Here is a 20,604-nt window from a genome sequence, read left to right on the forward strand (position 1 = left end):
CCCGGCCCCGCTGTCACCGGTCAGGTCATGCGTTGCTGGCGCAAGACGACGCGCAGGTGGGGTCACACCCGTCATCGGTGCCACAAGGTGCGGCCACGCCGGGGTCGACGTCGGTGAGGATGGTGAAATCCAGGTCGAACTCCGCGTCAATAGCGGCGGCCGGGACTGCTGTGGCGGTCATGAATTACTCCTAAGTGGACAGTTGTTACAAGGGATTTGACGCAGAAGACGGTTGAGCTGGTCTATGCACGACACGGCGGGGATCGGCCTCGCGCCTCGCTACCAGCCGTACCAACGTGTGCGCGCAACTTCTCCTCCTTTCCCGCAGGTGAGCGGTCATCGGCACGGGCTCGGTGAGGTCTAGGAAGCGGTGAGCAGATGGCGGTGCGTGATGTTCCATACCGAGCAGGGATGCCGCCGAGGGCGCAGCCAACCTGAGCACTGTTTGCAGCGGCCTCGCTCGTCGGATGAGTGCTCAGCCAGCAGCGCGCGGAACGCATAGGTCAACCGGACGATCTTCGTGTCGGCGAGCGCAGCCTTGCTCAGCTGGTCGCTCTCGCCAGCGAGCTGGTCGAGGTAATCGAGGTAATCGAGGTAATCGAACACGGCATCCCGCAGCGCGGCAGTCAGCACTTCGTCCATGATTACGTTTCCTCACTCGAAAGCCGGACCGGACGGCCACACAGGCGAGACCGGCTGCGCAGACGACGGCCAGAGGCGGGGATGCAGGTCCAGGGGTACGACGTCGCCGACGCGCAGCCGGGCGGCGTGCACGCGGGAGGCCGCGTCGTCGAAGACCGCGCACGGCCAGAACCTGCCCGCACACGTCGGGCAGAAGTCCGGCTCACCGGGATCGGGCAGGTGCCTGGTCAGATCATTGATGGCCTCGGCGGCCCGTCCTGTCGGGCTGCCCGCGGCGACAAGGATGACCTCCATCGGCCGGACTACTGCCTCCGCCACTGGTTACACCGTCCTGTCCGGGCCCGTGGGCGTCTGCAACACGGGTAGCCGACGATGCCCGAGCTGCAGATCCGTGACCAGATCGTCGTAGGCGGCGCCCAACTCGCCGAGCTGCGCCGAGGCGAGCCGAACTCGTGGATCGCTCGCGCCGACGTAGGAATCGGCAAGCTTCTAACCACGCATCCAGACCGTCACCATCCGCTCGATCAGTTGCCCGAGCGATTCGGTGTGCAGAACCCCTGCCCGGCCTTCAGTGAACTCGATTGCGGCCCACCGATCGATGCGGTCGATCAGAACCGCGCAGGCAGCGTCCCGCGCACATGCGGTCCGGGCTGCGGCAGCTACCAATGGATCGTCGGCCCGAGGATCGCCGACGATGGCGTCGACGCCGACGCGCAGCCGGTGCTCGATGGCCAGCTCCGCCGCCACGACCAGCACAGGATGGAGGTCGTCGTCAGGAGAGGTGGCGAACGCGCGGACCACCTCGGCGGCGCGCGGCAGTTGTGGGCCGGTCGCCGACGCGGTTATCGGAGCAGCGGTCAGGATATTCACGAGGCCAACCCATTCGGCCGGTCAAGAACAGGAACAGGACGTCCGGACGTCTCCCACCAAGTGAAGTGGACAACGATGCGGTCCCACAGCCCCGAGGCGCCGACTTCGGCACAGTGCATCCGGAGGCGGTGGCTGCGGTCGTCCCAGCAGGCCAAGATCCGCACACCAGTCCGGGCAGGAACGTCGAGGAAGAGATGCTCGTCGATGCGGCGATGCAGAGTGCAGCGCTGGTACTCCACAGTCGGAAGACCAGCCTGCACGATCGCGGCGGCAGCCTGATGCTCGATGCCTGGCACGACCACGGCTGGCGCTAGCCGGGTTGTCCGAAGCTCGGCGATCAAGTCGGCACGCCGCTCTTCGCGGCCGCCTACTTGCACTGACGCGTCGACGAGGTCAGACAAGGTCGTCTTCAAAGAAACCAAGGTCGTGGCCGTCAAGCGAACGCTCCTTCGCAAGTGGGCGGCGGATACCTGAGCTGGTGGGGAAGCAACGTCAGGACCGGCTGCGGGCAGGAGAACCCGCAGGTGAGTTCGACGGCAGGCGACGCCGAAGCACCGCTGCACGGAGAAAGCGCACGCCCCCGGTACCGTGTTCAGAATCGGAGTGACGTGGGTCATGATGACGACAGTACATCTGACGATCGTCAAAATGGATACTCCGATCGTGTGCGCTCGCGCATGCGAAACTCCGACAAGCGCGAGGGCGCTACCGGGAAGAGAGGAGCAGTGCGTGGCCACGACTAGCCCGACTGCGCTGAGGTGGTGGTTCGCCGTCGCGATGCGACGCCTGCGTGAAGCAGCCGGCGTCAGCCGCGAGGCCGCCGCCCGAGAAATCCAAGGCAGCGTCTCGGCGATCGCGCACATCGAGAACGGTCGATCGCTCCCGAAACCCCTGGAGCTGAAGAGCCTGCTGGCGCTCTACGGCGTCGCCGAGCAGAACGAGAAGTTCCAGAGCCTGCGAGAGCGCGCCCGCAAGGGTAAGGACTGGTTCATCGGCTTCGACCAGAACGAAGTTCCCGCCGACTTCGGCCTGTTCCTCGGCATGGAATCCTCAGCCAGCCAGCTCGAAAGCTGGGACGCTCAGGTCATCCCAGGCTTGCTGCAAACCCGCGCCTACGCCGAGGCGATTATCCGCGGCAGCGACGCCGAGCTACCTGACGACGAGGTCGCCAGCCGCGTAGAGCTGCGCATGGCACGTCAGCGCATGGTCTTCGAGGAAGGCGAACGCCCACTCGTCTGGCGGGTGATCGCCAGGCCGGCGCTGGACTGGCTCGTCGGCGGAGTCGAGGTCATGCGCGAGCAACTGGAACACCTGGCCGTCCTCGCCACACGGCCCGGGATCAAATTACAGGTACTCCCCACGTCGGTCGGCGCGCACACTGGTGTCGAAGGCACCTTCACTATCCTGTCCGCGCCGCCGGAACTCGAGGACTACCACGGCTGCGTGTACGTGGAGACACTGGTCGAGCCCTACTACTACGAGGAGCTGAGGAAGATCAGGGCCTACCGCAATGCCTTGGCCGAACTCCGGGTCAAGGCCAGCAAGCCGGAGACGACACCGGCGCTGTTCCGCCAGCTAGCAAAGGAACTGTGAGCACGATGAACAACGAGGACGCCGTTGCCGCACTCGCCGCCACGACCAACTGGCGCAAGGCCTCCTACAGCAAGGAGAACGGCGGCTGCGTCGAGGTCGGGTCGATCCCCGGAGCAGTCGGGGTCCGCGACACCAAGCTCGGTGCCGCGAGCCCGATCCTGGCGTTTGCGCCCGCCGAGTGGGAGGCGTTCATCCGGGGCGTCAAGGACGGCGAGTTCGACATCTGACCAGCATCGACTGACGGTGTGAGACTGCCCTGGGCGCCCAGCTCGGCCGGGGCACTCTCCGTCCTCAGGCTTCTTGCGTCGAGGCCAGCTCAACGAGAGAGTAGTTCTTCCGTTCCGTTCCAGTTACGAGAGAACGAATCGTGGTGACGTCGAAGGTCGCTTCGACGCGACGCGTGTAGTACCGCCCGAGCTCGGGCACAAGTTCCTCAACGACTCTCGCCCGGATGACAGCACCACCGACCTGCTCCAGTTCGACGCTGTTGCGGATGTCGCTGACACCAACAAGCCTGCCCTCGATGGATAGCTGCAGCGGGAGGTCGATCAGAGCCGACCAACCGTTACAGGGCGGTACCGACCAGCAGGCTTGTGCATAGCGACCTGGACCATCACCACTGACCAGCGCGGCCAGCCAGTTCGGTGGCACGGACGACATGGGTCCCGGAAGGCTGTTATCGCGGCACTGCCGGACCGGAGGCGCTGACGATCTCGACACTCCCACACACGGAAACTGACCGGATTGGACTCGACAACAGCGGCCCGCCCCCGTTGTCCGGGCTGCCTTCCTGTAACGCACTGTTCGCGATGTACGACTCCGAGAAATGACCGACGAGCAACGTGATGTCACGGCGTCCTTGCCTGCGCACGAGCAGCTCGTCATGCCGCCTGGCGGCGGGTTCCGGTTTGCGGTCGGAGTGCCTGACGGCCCGAAGTCCACTGAGTACAAGGTCTTCTCGGCCAAAAACTCCAGCGACCTCTATCTCGTGATCATTCCGACCGCGGAGACCATGAAAATCAGCTTCCACGAGTCCGGCGACTGGCAGCATTCCTTCCTGTCCCAGGTGGCCATGCAATATGTCGACCGCAACGCCGACCGGCACGTCGACCGCTGGACACGGCACGAGCCTTTTAGCCCGGGATGGCGCCGCGCCTACGTGATCACCATCCCTCGTAGCGAGCTTCGGCGAACCGACTCCCATGAGCGTGACAACGTCCGGTGGATAAGCGATCCTGGCGCCGGATACTGGATCAACATCCACATCTTGTTTCGCGACGCCGGTTCCGACACGGCACTCCAACTACGGGGAGCAGCGCTGGTCGGAGAACTCTCCCTCGTCGACGGCCGACGTGCTGTCGTGCTGGCGAACGCGTTCAAGCCCCAGCCGGACCACGCCAGGAACATCGCCCGCGACCGCGACATGATCCTGCGTAACGCCGAAATGCGATCACAGATCGCGGACGCTAATCATCCCGTCGTCGGACTCCATGGTCACGACCACTCGGGCGTCCGCGGCACGACGGAACTGTCTCTGACTCCGCCACCCGTCGGGTTCACCGAGATCTGCACCGGCGACTACGCATCCCTCGACGACGCCGGCCTGACGTTCCGTCGACACAGGGGCGAGTAGCCGCCTGCCAGTTACCTACGTGGGCTTCAGGCCCGTACCAGCCGTTGCTGAGCTACCAGTGAGAAGAAGGACTACGCGGTTAGCCCGCGCAATAGTCAACTCGGAGCGATACGAGCAATCGAAAGACACCATCGGGCCACGTAACTCCAGCCTGACGTAAATATGTCCGCGAGTTTCTACCGCACTTGTTCGTGGATTCTGACCGCACATGTTGATCAGCTGTCATGATTAAAGTCGCCGAGTTTCGAGCGCACTATGGCATTACTTGTGATCAAGTCTGGCCGCCACCTGACGCCTCTTCAGATCGTTCGTCCTCCGCTTCGCGCCGGGCGTTTCACCTGTCGTTTCCTCATTGCAGGGCCACCAGGTCGCCAGTCGTGGGGCGACCGACGGCAGTGCGGAAGTGGAACGGGTCACCGCGCTGGCGGCTGGCGAACGCCGCCTTCGCGAACGACCGGTAAGCGGCTATGAGAGTGTGCGTTGAGGGCAACTTGCGTTACAGATTGAGGCGGAGGTTCACCCGATTGGGTGTCGTAGATCTGTTGCGACCTGCGTGCTTTCTTCTTCACGGTAATAGTGCGGGGCGGTGCTGCGACTGAGTGGAGCAGGTAGCCCGTGGCCGGGACTACAGCCGGGGTGTCGGGTTGTACCTGCGCACCAACGGGGAGGGGGTCAGTCGTGACCGAGACCGACGTCTTCTCGGTGGTGATACCAGACGTCCCCTTAGTGGACGTGGTGTTCCTGCACGGTCTGGGTGGGGATGCACGCAAGACATGGGCTGCCGGCGAGGCCTTCTGGCCGGACTGGCTGGGCCAGGACGTAGCGGGCGTCGCGGTGTGGTCGGTGGACTATGCGGCCTCGCCGTCGGGGTGGCTCGGACGGGCAATGCCGATCCAAGGCCGGGCGGTCAACATTCTGGCGGCGCTGCAGAACGCGGGTGTGGGTGAACGTCCACTGGTCTTCGTGACCCACAGCATGGGTGGGCTGCTGGCCAAGCAAATGCTGCGGCACGCCGACAGCAGCCCCACGTACGCATCGTTCGCCACGGCCGCGCGGGGCGTGGTGTTCCTGGCCACCCCGCACATCGGTGCCGACATGGCCAAGGTTCTGAACAGGTTGAAAACCGTGCTACGCACAACCGCGGCCGGCAAAGACCTGCAACGCAACGCCGCACATTTACGGGATCTCAATCTGTGGTACCGGAACTGGGCACTCAAAACCAGCATCCGGAACCTCGTGTTCTACGAGGCCTACCCGACCTTCGGCGTGCACATCGTGGACGCCGGCTCGGCCGACCCCGGCCTCGCCGGCGCCGACCCGATCCCGATCGACGCCGACCACTCCACCATCTGCAAACCCACCAGCCGCACCACGCTGGTCTACGGCCAAGTACAACGCTTCCTGACCAGCATCCGCGACACAATCCCGACGGCTGATCCGGACACCACGCTGCCATCCACCCGCGACGCCGTGAGTCGCACCGCGGACAAGGCGTCCGGGAGCTGGCCGGTCCCACCGCGAGGTGCCGGGTACCGGTTCGAGGCCTTCGGCCGCCCCGTCCCGCGCCCCGCGTCCTACCAGCACGCCCCCAGCTACCTGCTCGACTCCAGGTATGAAGTGGTCCCCTTCCGCGACCGCGGTGAGCGCCAGGTGTTGGAGGACTGGCTCGACGACCCCGCCCCACGCACGTCCGTGCAGCTAGTGCACGGCGAGGGCGGCCTGGGCAAGACCCGACTGGCGATGCAGGTCGCCCGGCGCGCCGCTGAAAGCGGCTGGCACGTCATCCAGGCATTTGAACGGGCAGGCTCGGCCGTGCCACGCGGGGAGCGCGCCGTGGCGGGGCGACTCCTCGTAGTCGTGGACTACGCCGAGCGGTGGACGGTGGACGTTCTAGAGCGGATGGTGCTGGACCTGGCGGACCACGCCGGAGTGCGGTGCCTGCGGGTACTGCTGCTGACCAGGTTGGACTATGGGCTGTGGGACCTGATCACGTCGACGATGGACCGGCAGGTCGACCACCTCGCGGTTCCCGTCCGCCTGGGCCGGTTCACCACCAGCGCACCGGAGCTGACCACCGCATTCAACTCGGCGGTCGCCGCCTTCCAGTCCGCGATGCAGCTCCAGCCGGTGGAGCTGGTGGCCCCCCGCACGTGGCAAGGTACGGGCCGCTCGCCGCTCGGCCTGCACATGGCAGCACTCGCCGCGGTGTGGGCGCACGAGAACCGGCGCGCGGTCCCGTCAGACGCCGACCTGTCGGAGTTCCTGCTGACGCACGAGCGGAAGTACTGGTCAGCCGGCTTGGCCGTCGGCCTGCCTGCGTTAGAGGCATCAGCGCAGGTCAACCTGGTGTCGAGGACGGTGTTAGTCGCGACGCTGTTCGGCTCCCTCACTAACTCGGCGGACGCGCGGCAGCTGCTGCGAGCTGCGCACCTCGCCGACAGCGCTGCGGACGCCCAGTCCCTGATTGACCGGCACGCCCAGCTCTACCCCGCCGAGCCTGTAAGCACGACCCGGGGCCGGGCGGTCAGCCCGCACCTGCGGCCGCTGCACCCCGACCGCTTCGCCGAGGACTTCGTGGCCTGGTGCGTGCGCCGCCCCGCCGATCGTGCCCTCACCCTCGACCTCATACGCGAGGTCACGTCCAGCGGCACGGAGAAACTCCAGAGACGCGCTCTCGCCTTCTTGGCCACAACCGCGGCTCGACACCCCGACGTCGACGAACTGCTGGATGAGCTCCTCGGCACGTTGGACGCGTACGTCCACGTCAACTCACGAGGAGTCGCGTACTACCTGCACCGCACCGAGGTGACTCTGCGCGGTGGCAAGCCCCAGACCATCTACTTCTTTGCGAAAGTCCGTGTGAACGCCCAAGGAGAACCGACCGCACTTCCGAAGGATCGCATTGTCCGGGAAAACCCGAGGAATGGGTTCCTCACGATCTCGAAGAAGAAAGACGATCCGCCAGAGAAGGAGGACGTGGCCGCCACGGTTTAGCTTGAGTCTAATAATCGAGAGCTAGGCGGCCCACCCCTGTTGATCATGGGTGTAGCCCAATGGTGCCATCAACGGTCCAAGTCCACGCATCCGATCATCGGCAAGACAGTGCTTTAGGTGTCAGGTTGCGGACGCCATGTACGCCGCCAGAATGTAGTTCGGATGCCGGTCGAGATTCTTACGAGCGCGGTCGTAGCGCATGGTCGTACGTGGGTCGCATGGCGAGTTGCGATCTGGACGTCGCGTAGGTCGACGCCCGCGTCGAGCATTGTGGTGACGAAGGTGTGGTGGAGCATGTGCGGGTGCATCCGCGGCAGCCGCTCCACCGAGGCCTCGGCCAGCCGGCGTAGTCGGCGGGCTGCGCAGTGCCGGTCCATGCGGACGCCTCGTCGCTTGAGCAGGATCGGACCGTGATCGCGGTCGCCAACGGCTCGGTCGATAGCCCGTCCGACCGCCGGCGGTAGGGGCACCAGCACGGCCTTGCTGCCCTTGCCGACCACCCGCAGCACCCGGTGTCCGTGTTCCTCGCCGAGGTCGCCGATGTCTGCGCCGCAGGCCTCGAATACCCGAAGTCCGAGTAGGCCGAGCATCGCGACCAGCGCGAAGTCGAACGGGTTGACCGATTTCCGGGCAGCGGTCAGTAGGGCCTCGAACTGCAGGTGTGACAGGCCGAGGGTCGGTGACTCGCTGGGCACCATGGGGCGTCGGACGTACTCCGCTGGCGAGTGCTCGAGCACGGTGTCGATGACGCAGGTGCGGTAGAAGCCGGTGACCACTGACATTCTGCGCGAGACCGTGGAGGGCTTGAACCGTCGCACCTCCTGCATCCAGCGCACGTACAGCGCAATCTGCGCCCGGCGCGCTGCCAGCGGAGCGAGGTCGCGTTCGCCGCACCAAGTGAAGAAGATCCGCAGGTCCGACTCCGAATGCGTCCGCGAGACACCCGAGTAGCGTCCGAGGTACGCCGTAGCCGCCAGTCGTAACACAGTTTCGTCCAGGTCTGAGGGCTCCATGACATCCGATGGTGGGAGGAATCGCTCCTTACACAAGACCGGGGAACGCTCCACCCGCGGCATGAGAGCGCGTCGTGGATCGAGCCTGGTCACGTGGAATTTCACGATCGGCCGACGGTCGGGTGTGAGCTTCGCCAGGCGAGCTGGAATACTTCACGGACCGATCCGGGGGATGTGGATGATGATCGAACTCACCGTCGACTCTGTGAACGCCGAAGACGACCTAGTCTCTCTTGCGCATTGGCTGCAGGTAGAACGCGATCTCGTGGGACGCGTCAACCTGGTGCGAGGGGCGATCCGCGAGTACCAGCTAGGTGGCGCCTTCGAGCTCATTACGGTGGCTCTGGGGTCTGGCGGCATCGGCAGCGTGCTCGCGAGCTCAGTCACCTCATGGCTGCAGAACCGTCCGAAGACGACTATCAAGATCACCCGTGATGGCACGAGCATCGAGATCGACGCGAACAGCTTGAAGCGAGTGCCTGAGCTCGTGGAGAAACTCTTGGCCGACACCAAAAGTCCGGACGCGTAGTGCCCGATTTCGCCGAGTCGCGCGCTGTACTCATCGGCGTCTCCCGCTACGACGACATCGAGATGCCAGATGTACCGTCGGCGGCGAACAGCCTCCGGGACATGTACGGTCTCCTGACCGACCCGGACCTCTGCGGCTGGCCGGAGGACCGTGTTGTCCCGTTCAGAGATCCGGCAAGTGGAAGCGATCTCGCACAAGACCTGCGCGAGATCGCGAGAGAAACCTCCGACACGCTGCTGGTCTACTTTGTCGGCCATGGAATGCTCTCCGACTCCGCTGAGCTGTGCCTCACGGTCAGCCGAACCGTTCCCGCCCATCCCGACCTCACCGGTCTCGAGTATCGGTACCTCAGGGACGCCGTGCGCAGAAGCCCGGCCAAGTCCAAGATCGTCATCCTGGACTGCTGCTATTCCGGACGGGCCATCACGGCCCTCTCAGCCACAGGCCTCTCGTTGAGGGATGCCGCCGACATCTCCGGCGCCTACGTGCTCACTGCGTCGGACGCAGTGGCCCACACCCCGGTTGCGACTCCTGACGAGCAGCTCCGGACTTCTTTTACCGATACGTTCATCGACGTGGTTCGGCGCGGTGTTTCTGACGCCGAGGAATTGCTCGAACTCGGGGAGATCTACGAGGAACTCGTCCGCCGTCTGCGCTCCAAAGGGTTGCCTCGACCGAATCAGAACGGGAACGGGAACATCTTGAGGTTTCCGTTCTCGCGCAACGTCGCGAATCGCACGCGACCCGGCGAGGCGGTCACCCGCTACGCCTTGAGCGTCGCGGACGACACACTCCGCTTCGAGTTCGCCGAGATCAACCGCCAGGTCATGAGGCTACTGCGTGAACGGCCAAGTATTCCGCTGCGCGGTGACCAGGTAAGCACCCTGCAGAATCTACCTGGCATCTACCAACTGTCAGTCCAGCAAGGCGAGTCGGAGGAAGTCGTCTACGTCGGTGCAGCCGACCAGAACCTCCCGAGCAGACTGTCCATGCACTTGATGAAGCTTTCCGGACGACAGTTCATCTCCTCGAACAGCGTCTGCTTCCGTTACCTACACTCCGAAGCGGACGTTGGAAGGTTCATTGATCTCAGGCGGTCCGCCGAACGACCACCGGCGTGGAATATGAATGGGTTCGGCAACAAGGACCCAGGCCGCCAACGCGATAGAACAGTCCTGCGCCGCAATCATTTTGATGCGCTACATCCCATCGATCTCGACTACTGGATCGGGCCTCTGCCCTGCGGCCCGCAGCCGCTGAACCGCATACTTAAGGAGGCCAAGGCCACGCTGCCCTACGTCTTCAGGTACGACCACTACGTGTCGGAGTTCGACGGGGTCTCCATCGTGATGCCGGATGGCGTCATCACGGCTGACGAGCTGTTTCGCCAGATCGCCGAGGCGGCAGGCGATCGCTGGCAGCTCACGGCGATGCTCGGCTACATCATCCTCTACCGAGAGAATGCGGAGTACCGCTCTGCATTGCGGGTGTACCGCGGGACCACAGTTGCGGACCGTCGTCCGGAAACGGTGTCGGACCCGTTCGATGACGACGGGCACTAAGCGCTCAGTGTCGAGACCACCCTCGCGGACTCGGTCATCTCCGTGACCCTCTGCTGTGGTCCCGGCCTCCGCGAAGTGGCGAAGGGGGCTGGGGCCGCAGACTGCGGATAGCGGGCTGTCGCAGGCCGCCGCCACGTCCAGCGCCACCTCCTCCAACGACGCCACCCGCCCCTCTCGTGGAAGCAGACGCAGTGTCGCAAGAGCGCGGGCACGGTGCGAGGGTCGCCTACAGACCTGGAGCACAACGACACCCGGCCGACACGGCTGCCGGGCGGTGAATATCCGGGTCGTCGGATCAGGCTAACGTCCCGTTGCGACGTCCGTCTGGGCAACCATAAGGGCCGCAGCCGCACAACCTCCTGGGAAGCGTCTCACGACACCCGTGACCCGGCGCGTCGTTGCCCGTGATGATTGGCGTCGGTAGAGAGCGACGCAGGGAACAGCAACCTCCCAACGTCCTCAACTCAGCATGAGCGGACGTCGGGACGGCTCGATCAGCGGCAGGGGCCGAAGTAATACCGACTGATGTCGATCATCGAATCGTTCGTGAACACCCGGCCGCCTGCGGGGGGGCGAAACCTGCACATTCTGTGTCAGAAACTCTAGTTGCGAGGCATCCACCCAGTGTGTTCCCACGTCGGCCGCAGCGGCCGACGCTGGATGCCGTGTCGCTCGAACACCTCGTTGAGCACTCTTTCGGAGACAAAAACCATCCAGCCACCGATGAGCATCGCCAGAGCCGTGGCACCTATCGTGGTCACCACAGCGGCCGAACCCGGCCAGGCGCGCACCACCTGCCAAGTCGCAACACCCAAGAGAACCCCTGCTGCGCACTGGCCGACAAGTTGCCACAGCAGTCCGCTGATACGACGCCGAATCTGGTCGTCGCCGGCGAACAGTTCGCGGCGCAACCGCGTGATCGTGTTCAGGTAGGCGCCTCCACCGAGGCCGATGAAGATCGTCATGACTACCCACCACGCGGTCCAGCGTTCCATCAGGAAGGCGGGCACGATCTCACCCACGCCGAGGAGCAACGGGACGACGGTGTCCCGGAACGTTGGCACCCACCGCATGAGTGTGGTGAACCACAAGTACTCGTACGCGACGACCACAATCGTGACAAAGGCAAGCAGGGCCTGCGCGAAAGTCGCGACCACGGCCGCGGTACCGCGGCCTCCGTCGATGACGAGTGGCACCGTTTCAGCCAGCAGTACGCTCAGGGCCACGCCCTGAATGATGCTGATGATCGTGAGGTAGCCCGCAGGGAAGATGTCTACTGCACGGCGCACGAGCACGCTTCGGTCGAGCGGTTCCAGCGCGACGGTCAATTTTTCCGCGACGGCAGGCTGTTGCTCGTGTGGTTCCGGCAGGCGAGTGGTCGGCCGCTCACGCATGACAACTATCCCTAGACATACCGCTACAAAGAGGACTTCCCACCAGCCCTGCCCGCGCGAACGAGCTGCCATGTCGCCTCGTTTCCTCGATACCGCCGGAGTGGCACAATTACAGTGAGAGTCCGCGTCAGGGAGATCGAAGTTGCAGAGTGCAGCAGAATTCACCTTATCGATATCGGCAGCCAACCACTTGCTGCCGCTCGAACGTCGGTTCTGACAAGCTGCTGAACGTGGCGAGGCGGGTCTCGATCGCGAAGGGCATCTCTCACCTGAGTTCTCCGCTGCGCGAGGCAATCTCATCGGCATTGCCGGGCCGCGGTCGCCATCGCCATGATCGGTCCGCACAGCAGATCTGGAACACGTTCTCTTGACAGATCGCCTGCCGTTGATGGTTCTACCGGCCGGCAACGCGGTGATCCCGCAACCGCTGGCAAACGGGACCTGCTCGGTTCGCAGCAGCCAAGAGTGGAAGGGAACGCGAAGTGACGGAGTGCCCGTCTCACAAGCCAGGGATCAAGTGCGGTTGGGCCTCACGAACACAAGTCTCCCCACCGAAACCTGTGCGGTCGGTCGTCACGGAGAAACATGGTCGCATCTCGCGAACAAACCAAGCCTGATGACCTGTGGTGATGTGATTCCTGCCTATCGAGATCGACTTTTAGGTGCTGCGGCTTGGGCTGGGGTGTGCGTTGCGGCCCGACGCAGAGGTTTAGTCGTCGTCCGAGCGGGGTCTGTTGAGCGCACGTTTGCAATTGTGTTGTTGATCTTTCGTCCGGACTCGGCTTCGACAGCGGGATGACCATACAGTTCATTCCACGCATCGGCGATCTGCCTCCGGGCGACGATCCGAACGTGATGTTGCTCGGCGAAGTAGTCCAACGCCTTGATGATTCCGTAGAGCAGCAGTACGACGGCGGCCAGCATCAGTGGGGTCGGGGTGTTGCACTTGGCCGCCACTCGGACAGCATCGAGGAGCAACGGTGCGACGACACCCGGCTGTCGGTAGCCGCGTGGGCGTTGGGCGGCGCGGGCGAGTTGGTCGTGTACGCGGTGCAGTTGCGCCGGTGGGTTTTCGAAATGGATCAGTACCGCGGCGAGGTCAGCGGTGTGTTCGACGGCCTGGTACCAGCGAGCGGGTTCGGTGGAGTCGGCGAGGTTCTGGTGCAGCTCGGTCTCCGCGTCGGTGAGCTGCCTGCGAAGAAATCGCCAGTTGTTTTGACGAGCGTTGTCGACGAACCTGGTCGTGGGTATCTCGCCGGTCCACGCAGGTACAGCAAAGTGGTCCCAGGCCCCCGGCGGGGCCTCCCATCGAGCGCGGAGCCGAGGCAGGGACAGATCGCGGCGCAGGCTGGACCCTGCCAGCCAAAGGCGCTCGGAACCGTCTCCTCGATCGAGGGCGACTTTGTAGCCCGTGACCTGGCCGCCGGAGATGTGCGGCGCGTACAACACTCTCGCGTCATCGACTCTTGTCTGGTCTAGCAGGGCGACGAACTGAGCTTCGTTGATCGCTTCGGCCATAGCGTTGCTGACTGCTTGGGTGAGCAGCTCCCGGTCGGTTGCGCCTGCTGTGGTCGCGCGTTTGAGTTCGGGGCGTGACGTGGCTTTGCGGCCTTCTCCGGCGGGCGCGGTGCGGGTGATGTCGAGGCGTTCCTCGACGGCGTTGCACCAGGTGCGCCATCGGGGCCAGTCGCGGTAGGTGTTGGCGATCCGGCCGTCGCCGCGGACGAGGTTGACGACCAGGTGTACGTGATCGTTGCCTTCGGTCGAGATTCCATGGTGGACCGCGACCCAACGGCATCCGCCCCTCCCGTCCGAATCCGGGCCGAAGCCCATGTGAGCGACCGCGTCCTCAGCCAGCTCACGCCAGAGCGCGTCACCGAAGAACCCGGTCGCTGTATTGCTGTCGGCGGGCGGAACGGACAGCGCGACGTGGTACACGTGACCGCCGTCCACTTCGACCTCATGTCCGGTCATCGCCGCGTCGATGTCCCGGCCGAGTTTGGCCAACCAGCCGTGCTGCCCGATCTGTTCGGCGAACACACCATCGGCCAGCCATTCCGGATCCCACGACGCAACCAGATGCGGATGGGTGTGTTCGTTCGCCTTGCCGGGGCCGAGCAGGTACCGCAGCAACCCTCCTGTGTTCGTCCCGCGCTTGCCGTTCGCCGGAGCTTTGGCGATCACGCCCGCGGCCGACGTTCGGAATCGGACGGATCGATCGCGTCGAGGATCTCTTCGTACCGCTGCACCGCCGCGCGAAGGTAGCCAAGCGCGCCAGCCAGGCCGGGGTCCACGTCACCGGTCGCGTTGGCCACAGTGGCGATCTGGTTGAGGTTGACCCCGATCCGGATCAGCCGTGTCTCCACCACATCGAGCCGTTCAGTCCACCACCGTTGCTGCCGCAGGCTCCACTGCCCGGCCTCATCCCGCAGCCCCGACTCGATCAGATACCGCGGCACGCTCAACCCAGCGGCTTCGGCGCGCTCCTCCAGCCGTCGATAAGTGGGCTCGATGGTTCGGCAGTTGATCCGCTTCTGCGACCCGCCCGGCACTCGCCGCTGCCGTCGCTGAGCACGATCCGTCATGACGCATTCCCCCTGAAGCGTCAGCGTGGGCCGCCCCCACGGCCCACTCCTGATCGCGACCCTACGTGACAGAAGTCGGTGACGCTACGTGGTGTGCGGCCGAAGGCTGCACACCACGTAGCGTCTGGTCAGGACACCGTCAGGTGCCCTGACCTCTAACTTGCTGTGTAGTGGCTGACTCCGTCCGACGTGGAGCGTTGAACGCGTACAGCCCAAAGACTGGCAAGGATTCTGGGTTTGCAAGCCCGTACGTACAGTCGTTGACGCTACCGACGGGCATGCCGCCGCCAGCGTCGGGTGGGTGTTGTTCCTGGCCTACTGTCGGCGGTGAATCGCAGGGTTCACCTCGTGACGCGGGCTCGGCGGTCTGCCGGATTGGGACGCTGGACGTTGAGGCGGTTCCAGTGGTCGTACACAGCCAAGGTCCGCCAGTTCCGCGATCGCGGCGCGGACAGCATCGACGTCCTTCGCCCACTCCTGGCCGCCTAACGCGCGGCGAGCACCGCGCACCGTGAACGTCTCGATGTGCTTTCGTCGGAGCCAGTTCAGCACTGCTTGGGCGTGGTTCATCCTGCTGTACCGGCCTGACATCACACCAAACGCTCGCTCGGCGTGGGCGACGAAGTAGGGACTGAGGCTGATAGCTTCCTCGAGCCAGCACTCGTCGACGGTGTGGATGTCCGGCTCATCGAATAAGGCGAGCAAAGCTGCGACACGTACGAGTTGACCGGGCAGCTTTGCAGCCCAGTCGGCGATTTCTGCGAGGCTGCCGAACTCCTGATGTAGGTGCGGTTCCAGCTCTTCTCGGTAGTCGTTGAGACGCTTGATGGCTCCCTCGGACAGGGACACCTCGACGACTTCGTTAGGCCAGGCGGTGTTCGCGAGGCTCTTGACCGCAGCGACGTAGTTCTCGCGCACGTCGTCCGGGATGGGCGTGGTGTCGATGCTGCGAGCGCCCACCAGGGACTTTGGCAACGCGTAGAAGAAGCGGCCGAGGAAGCCGCTGTGGCGGAGTTGCCGGGTCTCAGCGAGGCCTTCGAGAGTCTCCGGTTGTACTGTCAAACCGATCGTGAGGTGCGGATTGGCGATGCTCAGGTCGCCACGGGAGACCCGGCCGCTATCCCAGTGATCCCCGGACCACGCCTTGAGCGCCAGGTCCAGGTTCGGCATGCCGCTGCTGTATCGCCCGCTCAGCGTGCCGAAGATCCCGCCTTCTGCGGAGAACAAGCTGAACCGGCCCTCCTGCTCAGCCATGGTCATCCCGAGATACTCCGGCGTGACGTCGTCGCCGATGAGCTTGGGAACCGCAGTGACAATGGCGGCGTCCAGCTCTGCAACGGCGGAGTCCAGATCGGCCAACTTGGTTTCGGAGGTGTCCGTCGACTGCTTGAGCTCCGCCACCTTGTTTGTCAGTACCTCATGTCGGGCTTCCTGTTGTTTACGCTTCACGCCGGCGGCGAGGCGTATTTCGTCCTGGACTTCGTAGAGCGGCGCAGTGATGGCCTTGAACACCGGAGACTTCCGGGTTCCTGGTGGGAGAGCAGTGACGGTGTACATCGAGGTCTGCTCCGTCCAGTCAGGACTGACTCGAATGATTCGGCGTCCTCCACAACACGCTGACAGAATTGACAGAACCAGGAGGAACGGCAGATCACGCGGCACCTGGTACGACTCCGCCACGGCGTCGACCATCGCCCACAACGCAGTTGGGCGGCATTCGGACGATGGTTGCAGCGGCATTGCGTCAATATCGTCAATGGTTTCGAGGGTTGGCCACGATGGTGCGCGCTCGTGAGGTGGCAGATCCGGCGGCGCGGTGGGCGCCGCCGGATCTGGTTGGACACTCACAGCTCCGCGCCCTCGGAGAGAACCTGGATGATCGAGGCGGTCACGACCCGCAGGCGATGACCTACCCGGAGCACTTTGGCTGGGAACTCTTCATGCTTGATCAGTGCGTAGGCCTGGCTGCGCGAGATCCCGAACGCGGTCGCTGCCGTCGGCACGCCGACGCTCGCCGGCCAGCGCCGAACCTCGGCCAGCGTCGGAGGCCTCGTCTTGTCATGGCCAGTGTTACTGGGCATGGCCGCGGCCTCCGTGCTCGATGAGCCGAGATAGGAAGCGGTGGTACGCGACGATGTTGCGGCCGCGAGGTAACCGATTCCCTACTTCCCACCTGTGCACCGTGGACGCTGCGACCTCACAGTCGTGTCCGGCGGCAGCCTGGCTCAGACCAGCGGCTACGCGCAGTTGGCGGGCTTGGCCTGTACCAATCCATTCGTGAAGCTGAGCGACGCGGTCGGCCAGCGTTTGTCCCCCATGTGTCATGTCATAGACGATACATGCAATGGCATTGCACTGTCATGGGCGAAGCTCTAGTCTTGAAATGGAAAGGAGAACGTCGCTTACATGAGGAGGGTTTATGGCATCGACATCTCACGTGTTGCCACGTCAATGTCGTGGCACGTATCGTCTCGACGTGCCTCGCCAGCCTAAGAACTTCGAGATCGCCTGGGTGTCCATCGAACCGCGCGGGGAAGGGGGATACTTGCGCACGGGGCCTGACACTGCTGTGCCGACGCGCTTCGGTGCCTCTTTCGCGCTCGTCGTTCCGAACGCGGCCGTTCAGGTCGAGGTCTTCGTCGGTTCGGATCTCCGTCCGCGCGTGATGGAACTGACGCTCAGGTCGAACGTCCAGACCCCGATCACCACGACCGTCCTCCGGCAGGTCCTTGTTGACCAGCTCCTGCGCGAAGCCCTAAGCAAGGCAACCGTGGCGTGGGCCGACGTCCCGAAGGCGGTTCGGGAGGAGGCGGTGGGGTTCGCACCTCCTGCGGACGAGGCCTTGCGCGAGAACGCCGAGGAACATGCTCGAACGGCTGCGCGGATCTACTCGGACGCGGTGACCGGGGGGAGTAAGGCTCCAGCGATGGCGGTTGCCCATGCGATGAATCGCTCCCGTGCCCAGGTTGCCCGCTACATCCGCAAAGCCCGCGAGCTGGGCTTGTTGCCGTCTCTGGACTCGTCGCCGGGCGGTGCGGGTAACCAGGAGGGGACGGAAGCCCGGTGAGTGACCCGATCAAGAAGATCACTCTGAAGGACGGGGCGGTCAGGTACCGCTTCGTGGTGGACATCGGCCGTGAGCCGAAGACAGGCAAGCGCAAGCAGTTGACCAAGACGTTCGACACAAAGAAGGAGGCAAGAGCGGAGTACGCCCGGATCAGGCATCAGACTGACGAGGGGACGTTCGTATCGCCCGACAAGATCACTGTCGCGACCTGGCTCGACACCTGGCTGAAGTCGGCGACGATCCACGTCGAGAAGGCCACGGCCCGGAACTACGCGGACGCCATACGTCCGGCCCACGAACGCCTCGGGGACAAGCGGCTTCAACTGCTCACCGAGGAGGACGTCGACGACCTGGTGGAGTGGATGCTCGCTTCCGGCCGTAAACGCGGGGGCAAGCCAGGTACGGGGTTGAGTGCTCGATCCGTACAGCTCACCCTCGGGCGGCTCCGGTCGGCGCTCACCGTGGCGGTACGACGGAAGCTCGTGGTGCGCAACGTTGCCCAGTACACGGAGATACCGCGGGAGGCGCGTAAGCAGGCGCGTGCGGCCAAGGCTCAGCGCAAGCCGTGGGATGCGGAGGAAGTCAAGACCTTCCTCGCGCACCTGGCCGACCACCGGCTGGAAGCGGGCATGCTGCTGACGTTGATCGGGCTGGGACCCGCTGAGGTCTGTGGGCTGAAGTGGGATGAGCACGTCGACCTCGACGCAAAGTCTCCGACCATCAAGGCCGGCGAGAACACCCGGACGCTCGTCTGGGGCGAAAACGGCGGTGAGGTCGAGGAGAAGGGTGGGAAGACCGAGAACCGTCCACGGAAGCTACCGCTTCCGTCGCCTGTCGCAGAGGCGCTGCGTCGCGCCAAGGCACGGCAGGCTCGGGAGAGGCTGGCCGCTGGCGAAGCCTACGGGAACTCCGGCTATGTCCTCGTTGACGAGCTGGGCCGGTCGTGCCGTACTGACTGGCTGCGTCGCAGAGCATACGAGCTGATGGAGGGCGCTGGTGTGAGACGCGTGAGGTTGTACGACGCCCGACATGCTTGCCTGACCTACCTGCGGATGGCGGGAGTGCCTGGCCCCATCGTGTCCGCCTGGGCGGGCCACGGGGACCTGACGATCGCAGATCGGGTCTACGTCCATCCGGATGTCGCCCACCCCGAAACCGCAGCTAAGCATCTCGGCGCGTTGCTTAGCTGACAAGCAGTACAACCGTTCGTGTGAAAATGTGAGACAACAGGCCCCAAACGCAACTCAAGGCCTTGTCTCACCGAAGTGATCCAAGGCCCTGACCTGGGCTTCTTACTGCTCTTCCGGTCGGGCTGACAGGATTCGAACCTGCGACCCCTTGACCCCCAGTCAAGTGCGCTACCAAACTGCGCCACAGCCCGGACCCGCACTCCGTGGAGTGCGATATGAGTACTTTAGCGGGTCCCGAACAGGGCCTTGCAACCAGGGGTCACTGTGTGTCTGAGCTGGGAAAACGGACCGTGAGGGCCACCCTGCCGCAATCGGGCGGCCCTCACGGAGTCACTGTGGGTTGTCGCCGTGCGTGAGGGTCTGCCAGGAGACGAACAGGCTGTTGGTGCCCGCCGGGCGCTGGCGGAGGGTGAGGGCCTCGGTGTTGCTCATGGTGTGTCCGAGGCGCGCGTGGAGGTGGTTGTAGCCGACCTCGGTGATCGGGCCGAGGCCGAGCTTCAGGCTGCCGCCACAGAGCCACGACGGGACGGCGGCGCCCATCTGGTACTTCGCGTGGAAGCCGAGACCTTCGCGGAGGCGGTCGGCGATCTCGGGATAGAGGTCCTGGCCCTGGATGCGGCTGGTCTCGGCGAAGTTCGCGATGGCGGCGAGGCCGTAGCCGGTGTGGGTGAAGTCGCGACAGGTCTCCTGCGAGAGGCCGTTGACGAACGTCGTCTGGCCTTGCCAGTACTTCACGATCTTGTCGCGGGTGTCCAGGCCGCTGCCGGGCGCGGTCTTCGGGAGCGCGCCGTCGCTGGTCAGGTAGAGGTAGGCGGGGACGCGGGTGCGGAACTTCGCGACGGCCTTGTCGTAGCTCGCCTTGTCGTCGAGGAACACCGAGATGCCGATCGCGGCCTCGGCCATGCTGAGTTCCCAGTTTCCGTTGCTGTGACTGCCGTTGATCACCTCGGGCAGGTACACGGTCCGGAGCATGGTGCCGAAGCGGCCGGAATTCGGCCAGCTGGTGTAGGTGTGCTTGATGATCTCCGCCGCACGTGGCCACGAGGAGGCCGACCACGCTGATTGCAGGGGCGCGTTGCTGTTCGTGTGGTCCTTCAAGACCGCGGACCAGGCGTCCATGATCTCGATCGCCTTCGTCGCGTATTTCGCGTCGCGCGTGATGTACCAGGCGAGGGAAAGGGAATACGCCGCGATCGCGTCTTGCCGTTCATCGGTACAGCCGAGATTCGGATTCGAATAGGGGCCGCATTCGACGACGGCGCGCGGTTTCGGTGACCGGGACAATGAGGCGTACGAGCTCGACATCATCGCGTCGTAAGCCTGTTTCCACGGTTGCGCGCCGGCCTGGACCTTGGTGCGCACGAAGTCCAGTTGCGGGCGGCTGACCAGTACGCCTGGGTGGGTGAACGTGGCCGGTGCTGCTTGCGCAGGGGCACTGAGAAGGCCCAGTGCCAACGGGACGAGCGTGGTCAGGGCGAGCAGTTTCCTCGGTAGGGACATGGTTCTCCTCGGGCGGGTGTGAGCCAGGTCAC

Annotated in this window: 22 protein-coding genes and 1 tRNA gene; 8 read left to right on the top strand and 15 right to left on the bottom strand. The window is 64.5% G+C overall.

Translation table 11 applies throughout. The features are described from left to right. Window positions 1–25: 25 nt before the first annotated feature. From ACLJRM_RS02515 to ACLJRM_RS02535, 5 genes are all read right to left on the bottom strand, one after another. On the bottom strand, window positions 26–181 hold the full coding sequence (locus ACLJRM_RS02515) for an FxLD family lanthipeptide (protein WP_192741629.1): 156 nt from the start codon (window positions 179–181) through the stop codon (window positions 26–28). Between the two features lie 179 nt (window positions 182–360). Next, the gene (locus ACLJRM_RS02520) at window positions 361–642 is read right to left on the bottom strand and encodes a hypothetical protein (protein WP_410662111.1); all 282 of its coding nucleotides are present in this window, start codon (window positions 640–642) and stop codon (window positions 361–363) included. A 12-nt stretch (window positions 643–654) separates the two neighbouring features. Then, the gene (locus ACLJRM_RS02525; protein ID WP_410662112.1) at window positions 655–960 is read right to left on the bottom strand and encodes a hypothetical protein; all 306 of its coding nucleotides are present in this window, start codon (window positions 958–960) and stop codon (window positions 655–657) included. Between the two features lie 171 nt (window positions 961–1,131). Further along, on the bottom strand, window positions 1,132–1,512 hold the full coding sequence (locus ACLJRM_RS02530; RefSeq protein WP_410662113.1) for a hypothetical protein: 381 nt from the start codon (window positions 1,510–1,512) through the stop codon (window positions 1,132–1,134). Continuing rightward, complete coding sequence (locus ACLJRM_RS02535) at window positions 1,509–1,949, bottom strand: hypothetical protein (RefSeq protein WP_410662114.1); 441 nt, start codon at window positions 1,947–1,949, stop codon at window positions 1,509–1,511. Before ACLJRM_RS02535 ends, ACLJRM_RS02530 begins: the two co-directional genes overlap by 4 nt. A gap of 292 nt (window positions 1,950–2,241) precedes the next feature. Here ACLJRM_RS02535 and ACLJRM_RS02540 point away from each other — a divergent pair, with 292 nt between their 5' ends. Beyond that, a complete protein-coding gene (locus ACLJRM_RS02540) occupies window positions 2,242–3,105 on the top strand; it encodes a helix-turn-helix domain-containing protein (protein WP_410662115.1) in 864 nt (287 codons plus the stop codon). A 5-nt stretch (window positions 3,106–3,110) separates the two neighbouring features. Continuing rightward, complete coding sequence (locus ACLJRM_RS02545; RefSeq protein WP_410662116.1) at window positions 3,111–3,332, top strand: DUF397 domain-containing protein; 222 nt, start codon at window positions 3,111–3,113, stop codon at window positions 3,330–3,332. 64 nt (window positions 3,333–3,396) lie between these two features. On the opposite strand, the gene ACLJRM_RS02550 is transcribed toward ACLJRM_RS02545, so the two are convergent. Further along, a complete protein-coding gene (locus ACLJRM_RS02550) occupies window positions 3,397–3,765 on the bottom strand; it encodes a hypothetical protein (protein WP_410662117.1) in 369 nt (122 codons plus the stop codon). Between the two features lie 166 nt (window positions 3,766–3,931). Between ACLJRM_RS02550 and ACLJRM_RS02555 the strand changes: the two genes are divergently transcribed. Together ACLJRM_RS02555 and ACLJRM_RS02560 are read left to right on the top strand one after the other, a co-directional pair. Beyond that, window positions 3,932–4,738 carry a hypothetical protein gene (locus ACLJRM_RS02555; protein ID WP_410662118.1) on the top strand — a complete coding sequence of 269 codons (807 nt, stop codon included), beginning with the start codon at window positions 3,932–3,934 and terminating at the stop codon, window positions 4,736–4,738. Between the two features lie 678 nt (window positions 4,739–5,416). Beyond that, window positions 5,417–7,732: a hypothetical protein gene (locus ACLJRM_RS02560; protein WP_410662119.1), complete on the top strand. Its 2,316-nt coding sequence runs from the start codon at window positions 5,417–5,419 to the stop codon at window positions 7,730–7,732. 113 nt (window positions 7,733–7,845) lie between these two features. Here ACLJRM_RS02560 and ACLJRM_RS02565 read toward each other — a convergent pair whose 3' ends face one another. Beyond that, window positions 7,846–8,745: a tyrosine-type recombinase/integrase gene (locus ACLJRM_RS02565; protein WP_410662120.1), complete on the bottom strand. Its 900-nt coding sequence runs from the start codon at window positions 8,743–8,745 to the stop codon at window positions 7,846–7,848. 178 nt (window positions 8,746–8,923) lie between these two features. Here ACLJRM_RS02565 and ACLJRM_RS02570 point away from each other — a divergent pair, with 178 nt between their 5' ends. Further along, complete coding sequence (locus ACLJRM_RS02570; protein ID WP_378273529.1) at window positions 8,924–9,274, top strand: effector-associated constant component EACC1; 351 nt, start codon at window positions 8,924–8,926, stop codon at window positions 9,272–9,274. Beyond that, complete coding sequence (locus ACLJRM_RS02575; protein WP_410662121.1) at window positions 9,274–10,836, top strand: caspase domain-containing protein; 1,563 nt, start codon at window positions 9,274–9,276, stop codon at window positions 10,834–10,836. The genes ACLJRM_RS02570 and ACLJRM_RS02575 overlap by 1 nt, the downstream gene beginning before the upstream one ends. Before the next feature lie 602 nt (window positions 10,837–11,438). Here the strand turns inward: ACLJRM_RS02575 and ACLJRM_RS02580 are convergent. The 6 genes from ACLJRM_RS02580 to ACLJRM_RS02605 form a co-directional block, all read right to left on the bottom strand. Then, the gene (locus ACLJRM_RS02580) at window positions 11,439–12,230 is read right to left on the bottom strand and encodes a hypothetical protein (RefSeq protein WP_410662122.1); all 792 of its coding nucleotides are present in this window, start codon (window positions 12,228–12,230) and stop codon (window positions 11,439–11,441) included. 642 nt (window positions 12,231–12,872) lie between these two features. Further along, window positions 12,873–14,414, bottom strand: coding sequence for a relaxase/mobilization nuclease domain-containing protein (locus ACLJRM_RS02585; RefSeq protein WP_410662123.1), 1,542 nt, complete (start codon window positions 14,412–14,414; stop codon window positions 12,873–12,875). After that, on the bottom strand, window positions 14,411–14,815 hold the full coding sequence (locus ACLJRM_RS02590) for a plasmid mobilization protein (RefSeq protein WP_410662124.1): 405 nt from the start codon (window positions 14,813–14,815) through the stop codon (window positions 14,411–14,413). The genes ACLJRM_RS02585 and ACLJRM_RS02590 overlap by 4 nt, the downstream gene beginning before the upstream one ends. Before the next feature lie 315 nt (window positions 14,816–15,130). Further along, on the bottom strand, window positions 15,131–16,555 hold the full coding sequence (locus ACLJRM_RS02595) for a YfjI family protein (RefSeq protein WP_410662125.1): 1,425 nt from the start codon (window positions 16,553–16,555) through the stop codon (window positions 15,131–15,133). Window positions 16,556–16,659: 104 nt separating this feature from the next. Next, window positions 16,660–16,896 (bottom strand): AlpA family phage regulatory protein, encoded by a 237-nt coding sequence (locus ACLJRM_RS02600; protein WP_410662126.1) that lies wholly within the window; start codon window positions 16,894–16,896, stop codon window positions 16,660–16,662. Further along, window positions 16,886–17,140 (bottom strand): helix-turn-helix domain-containing protein, encoded by a 255-nt coding sequence (locus ACLJRM_RS02605; RefSeq protein WP_410662127.1) that lies wholly within the window; start codon window positions 17,138–17,140, stop codon window positions 16,886–16,888. The genes ACLJRM_RS02600 and ACLJRM_RS02605 overlap by 11 nt, the downstream gene beginning before the upstream one ends. Before the next feature lie 151 nt (window positions 17,141–17,291). Between ACLJRM_RS02605 and ACLJRM_RS02610 the strand changes: the two genes are divergently transcribed. Beyond that, window positions 17,292–17,882, top strand: a complete 591-nt coding sequence (locus ACLJRM_RS02610) for a hypothetical protein (RefSeq protein WP_410662128.1) — start codon at window positions 17,292–17,294, stop codon at window positions 17,880–17,882. Further along, entirely contained in the window at window positions 17,879–19,072 is a 1,194-nt protein-coding gene (locus tag ACLJRM_RS02615) for an Arm DNA-binding domain-containing protein (protein WP_410662129.1), read from the top strand. The genes ACLJRM_RS02610 and ACLJRM_RS02615 overlap by 4 nt, the downstream gene beginning before the upstream one ends. A 117-nt stretch (window positions 19,073–19,189) precedes the next feature. Here the strand turns inward: ACLJRM_RS02615 and ACLJRM_RS02620 are convergent. Further along, a tRNA-Pro gene (locus ACLJRM_RS02620) sits at window positions 19,190–19,263 on the bottom strand. Window positions 19,264–19,402: 139 nt separating this feature from the next. After that, complete coding sequence (locus ACLJRM_RS02625; protein WP_410662130.1) at window positions 19,403–20,572, bottom strand: alginate lyase family protein; 1,170 nt, start codon at window positions 20,570–20,572, stop codon at window positions 19,403–19,405. Between the last annotated feature and the right edge of the window lie 32 nt (window positions 20,573–20,604).

Source organism: Amycolatopsis sp. lyj-84 (assembly GCF_046549075.1).
GTDB lineage: Bacteria > Actinomycetota > Actinomycetes > Mycobacteriales > Pseudonocardiaceae > Amycolatopsis.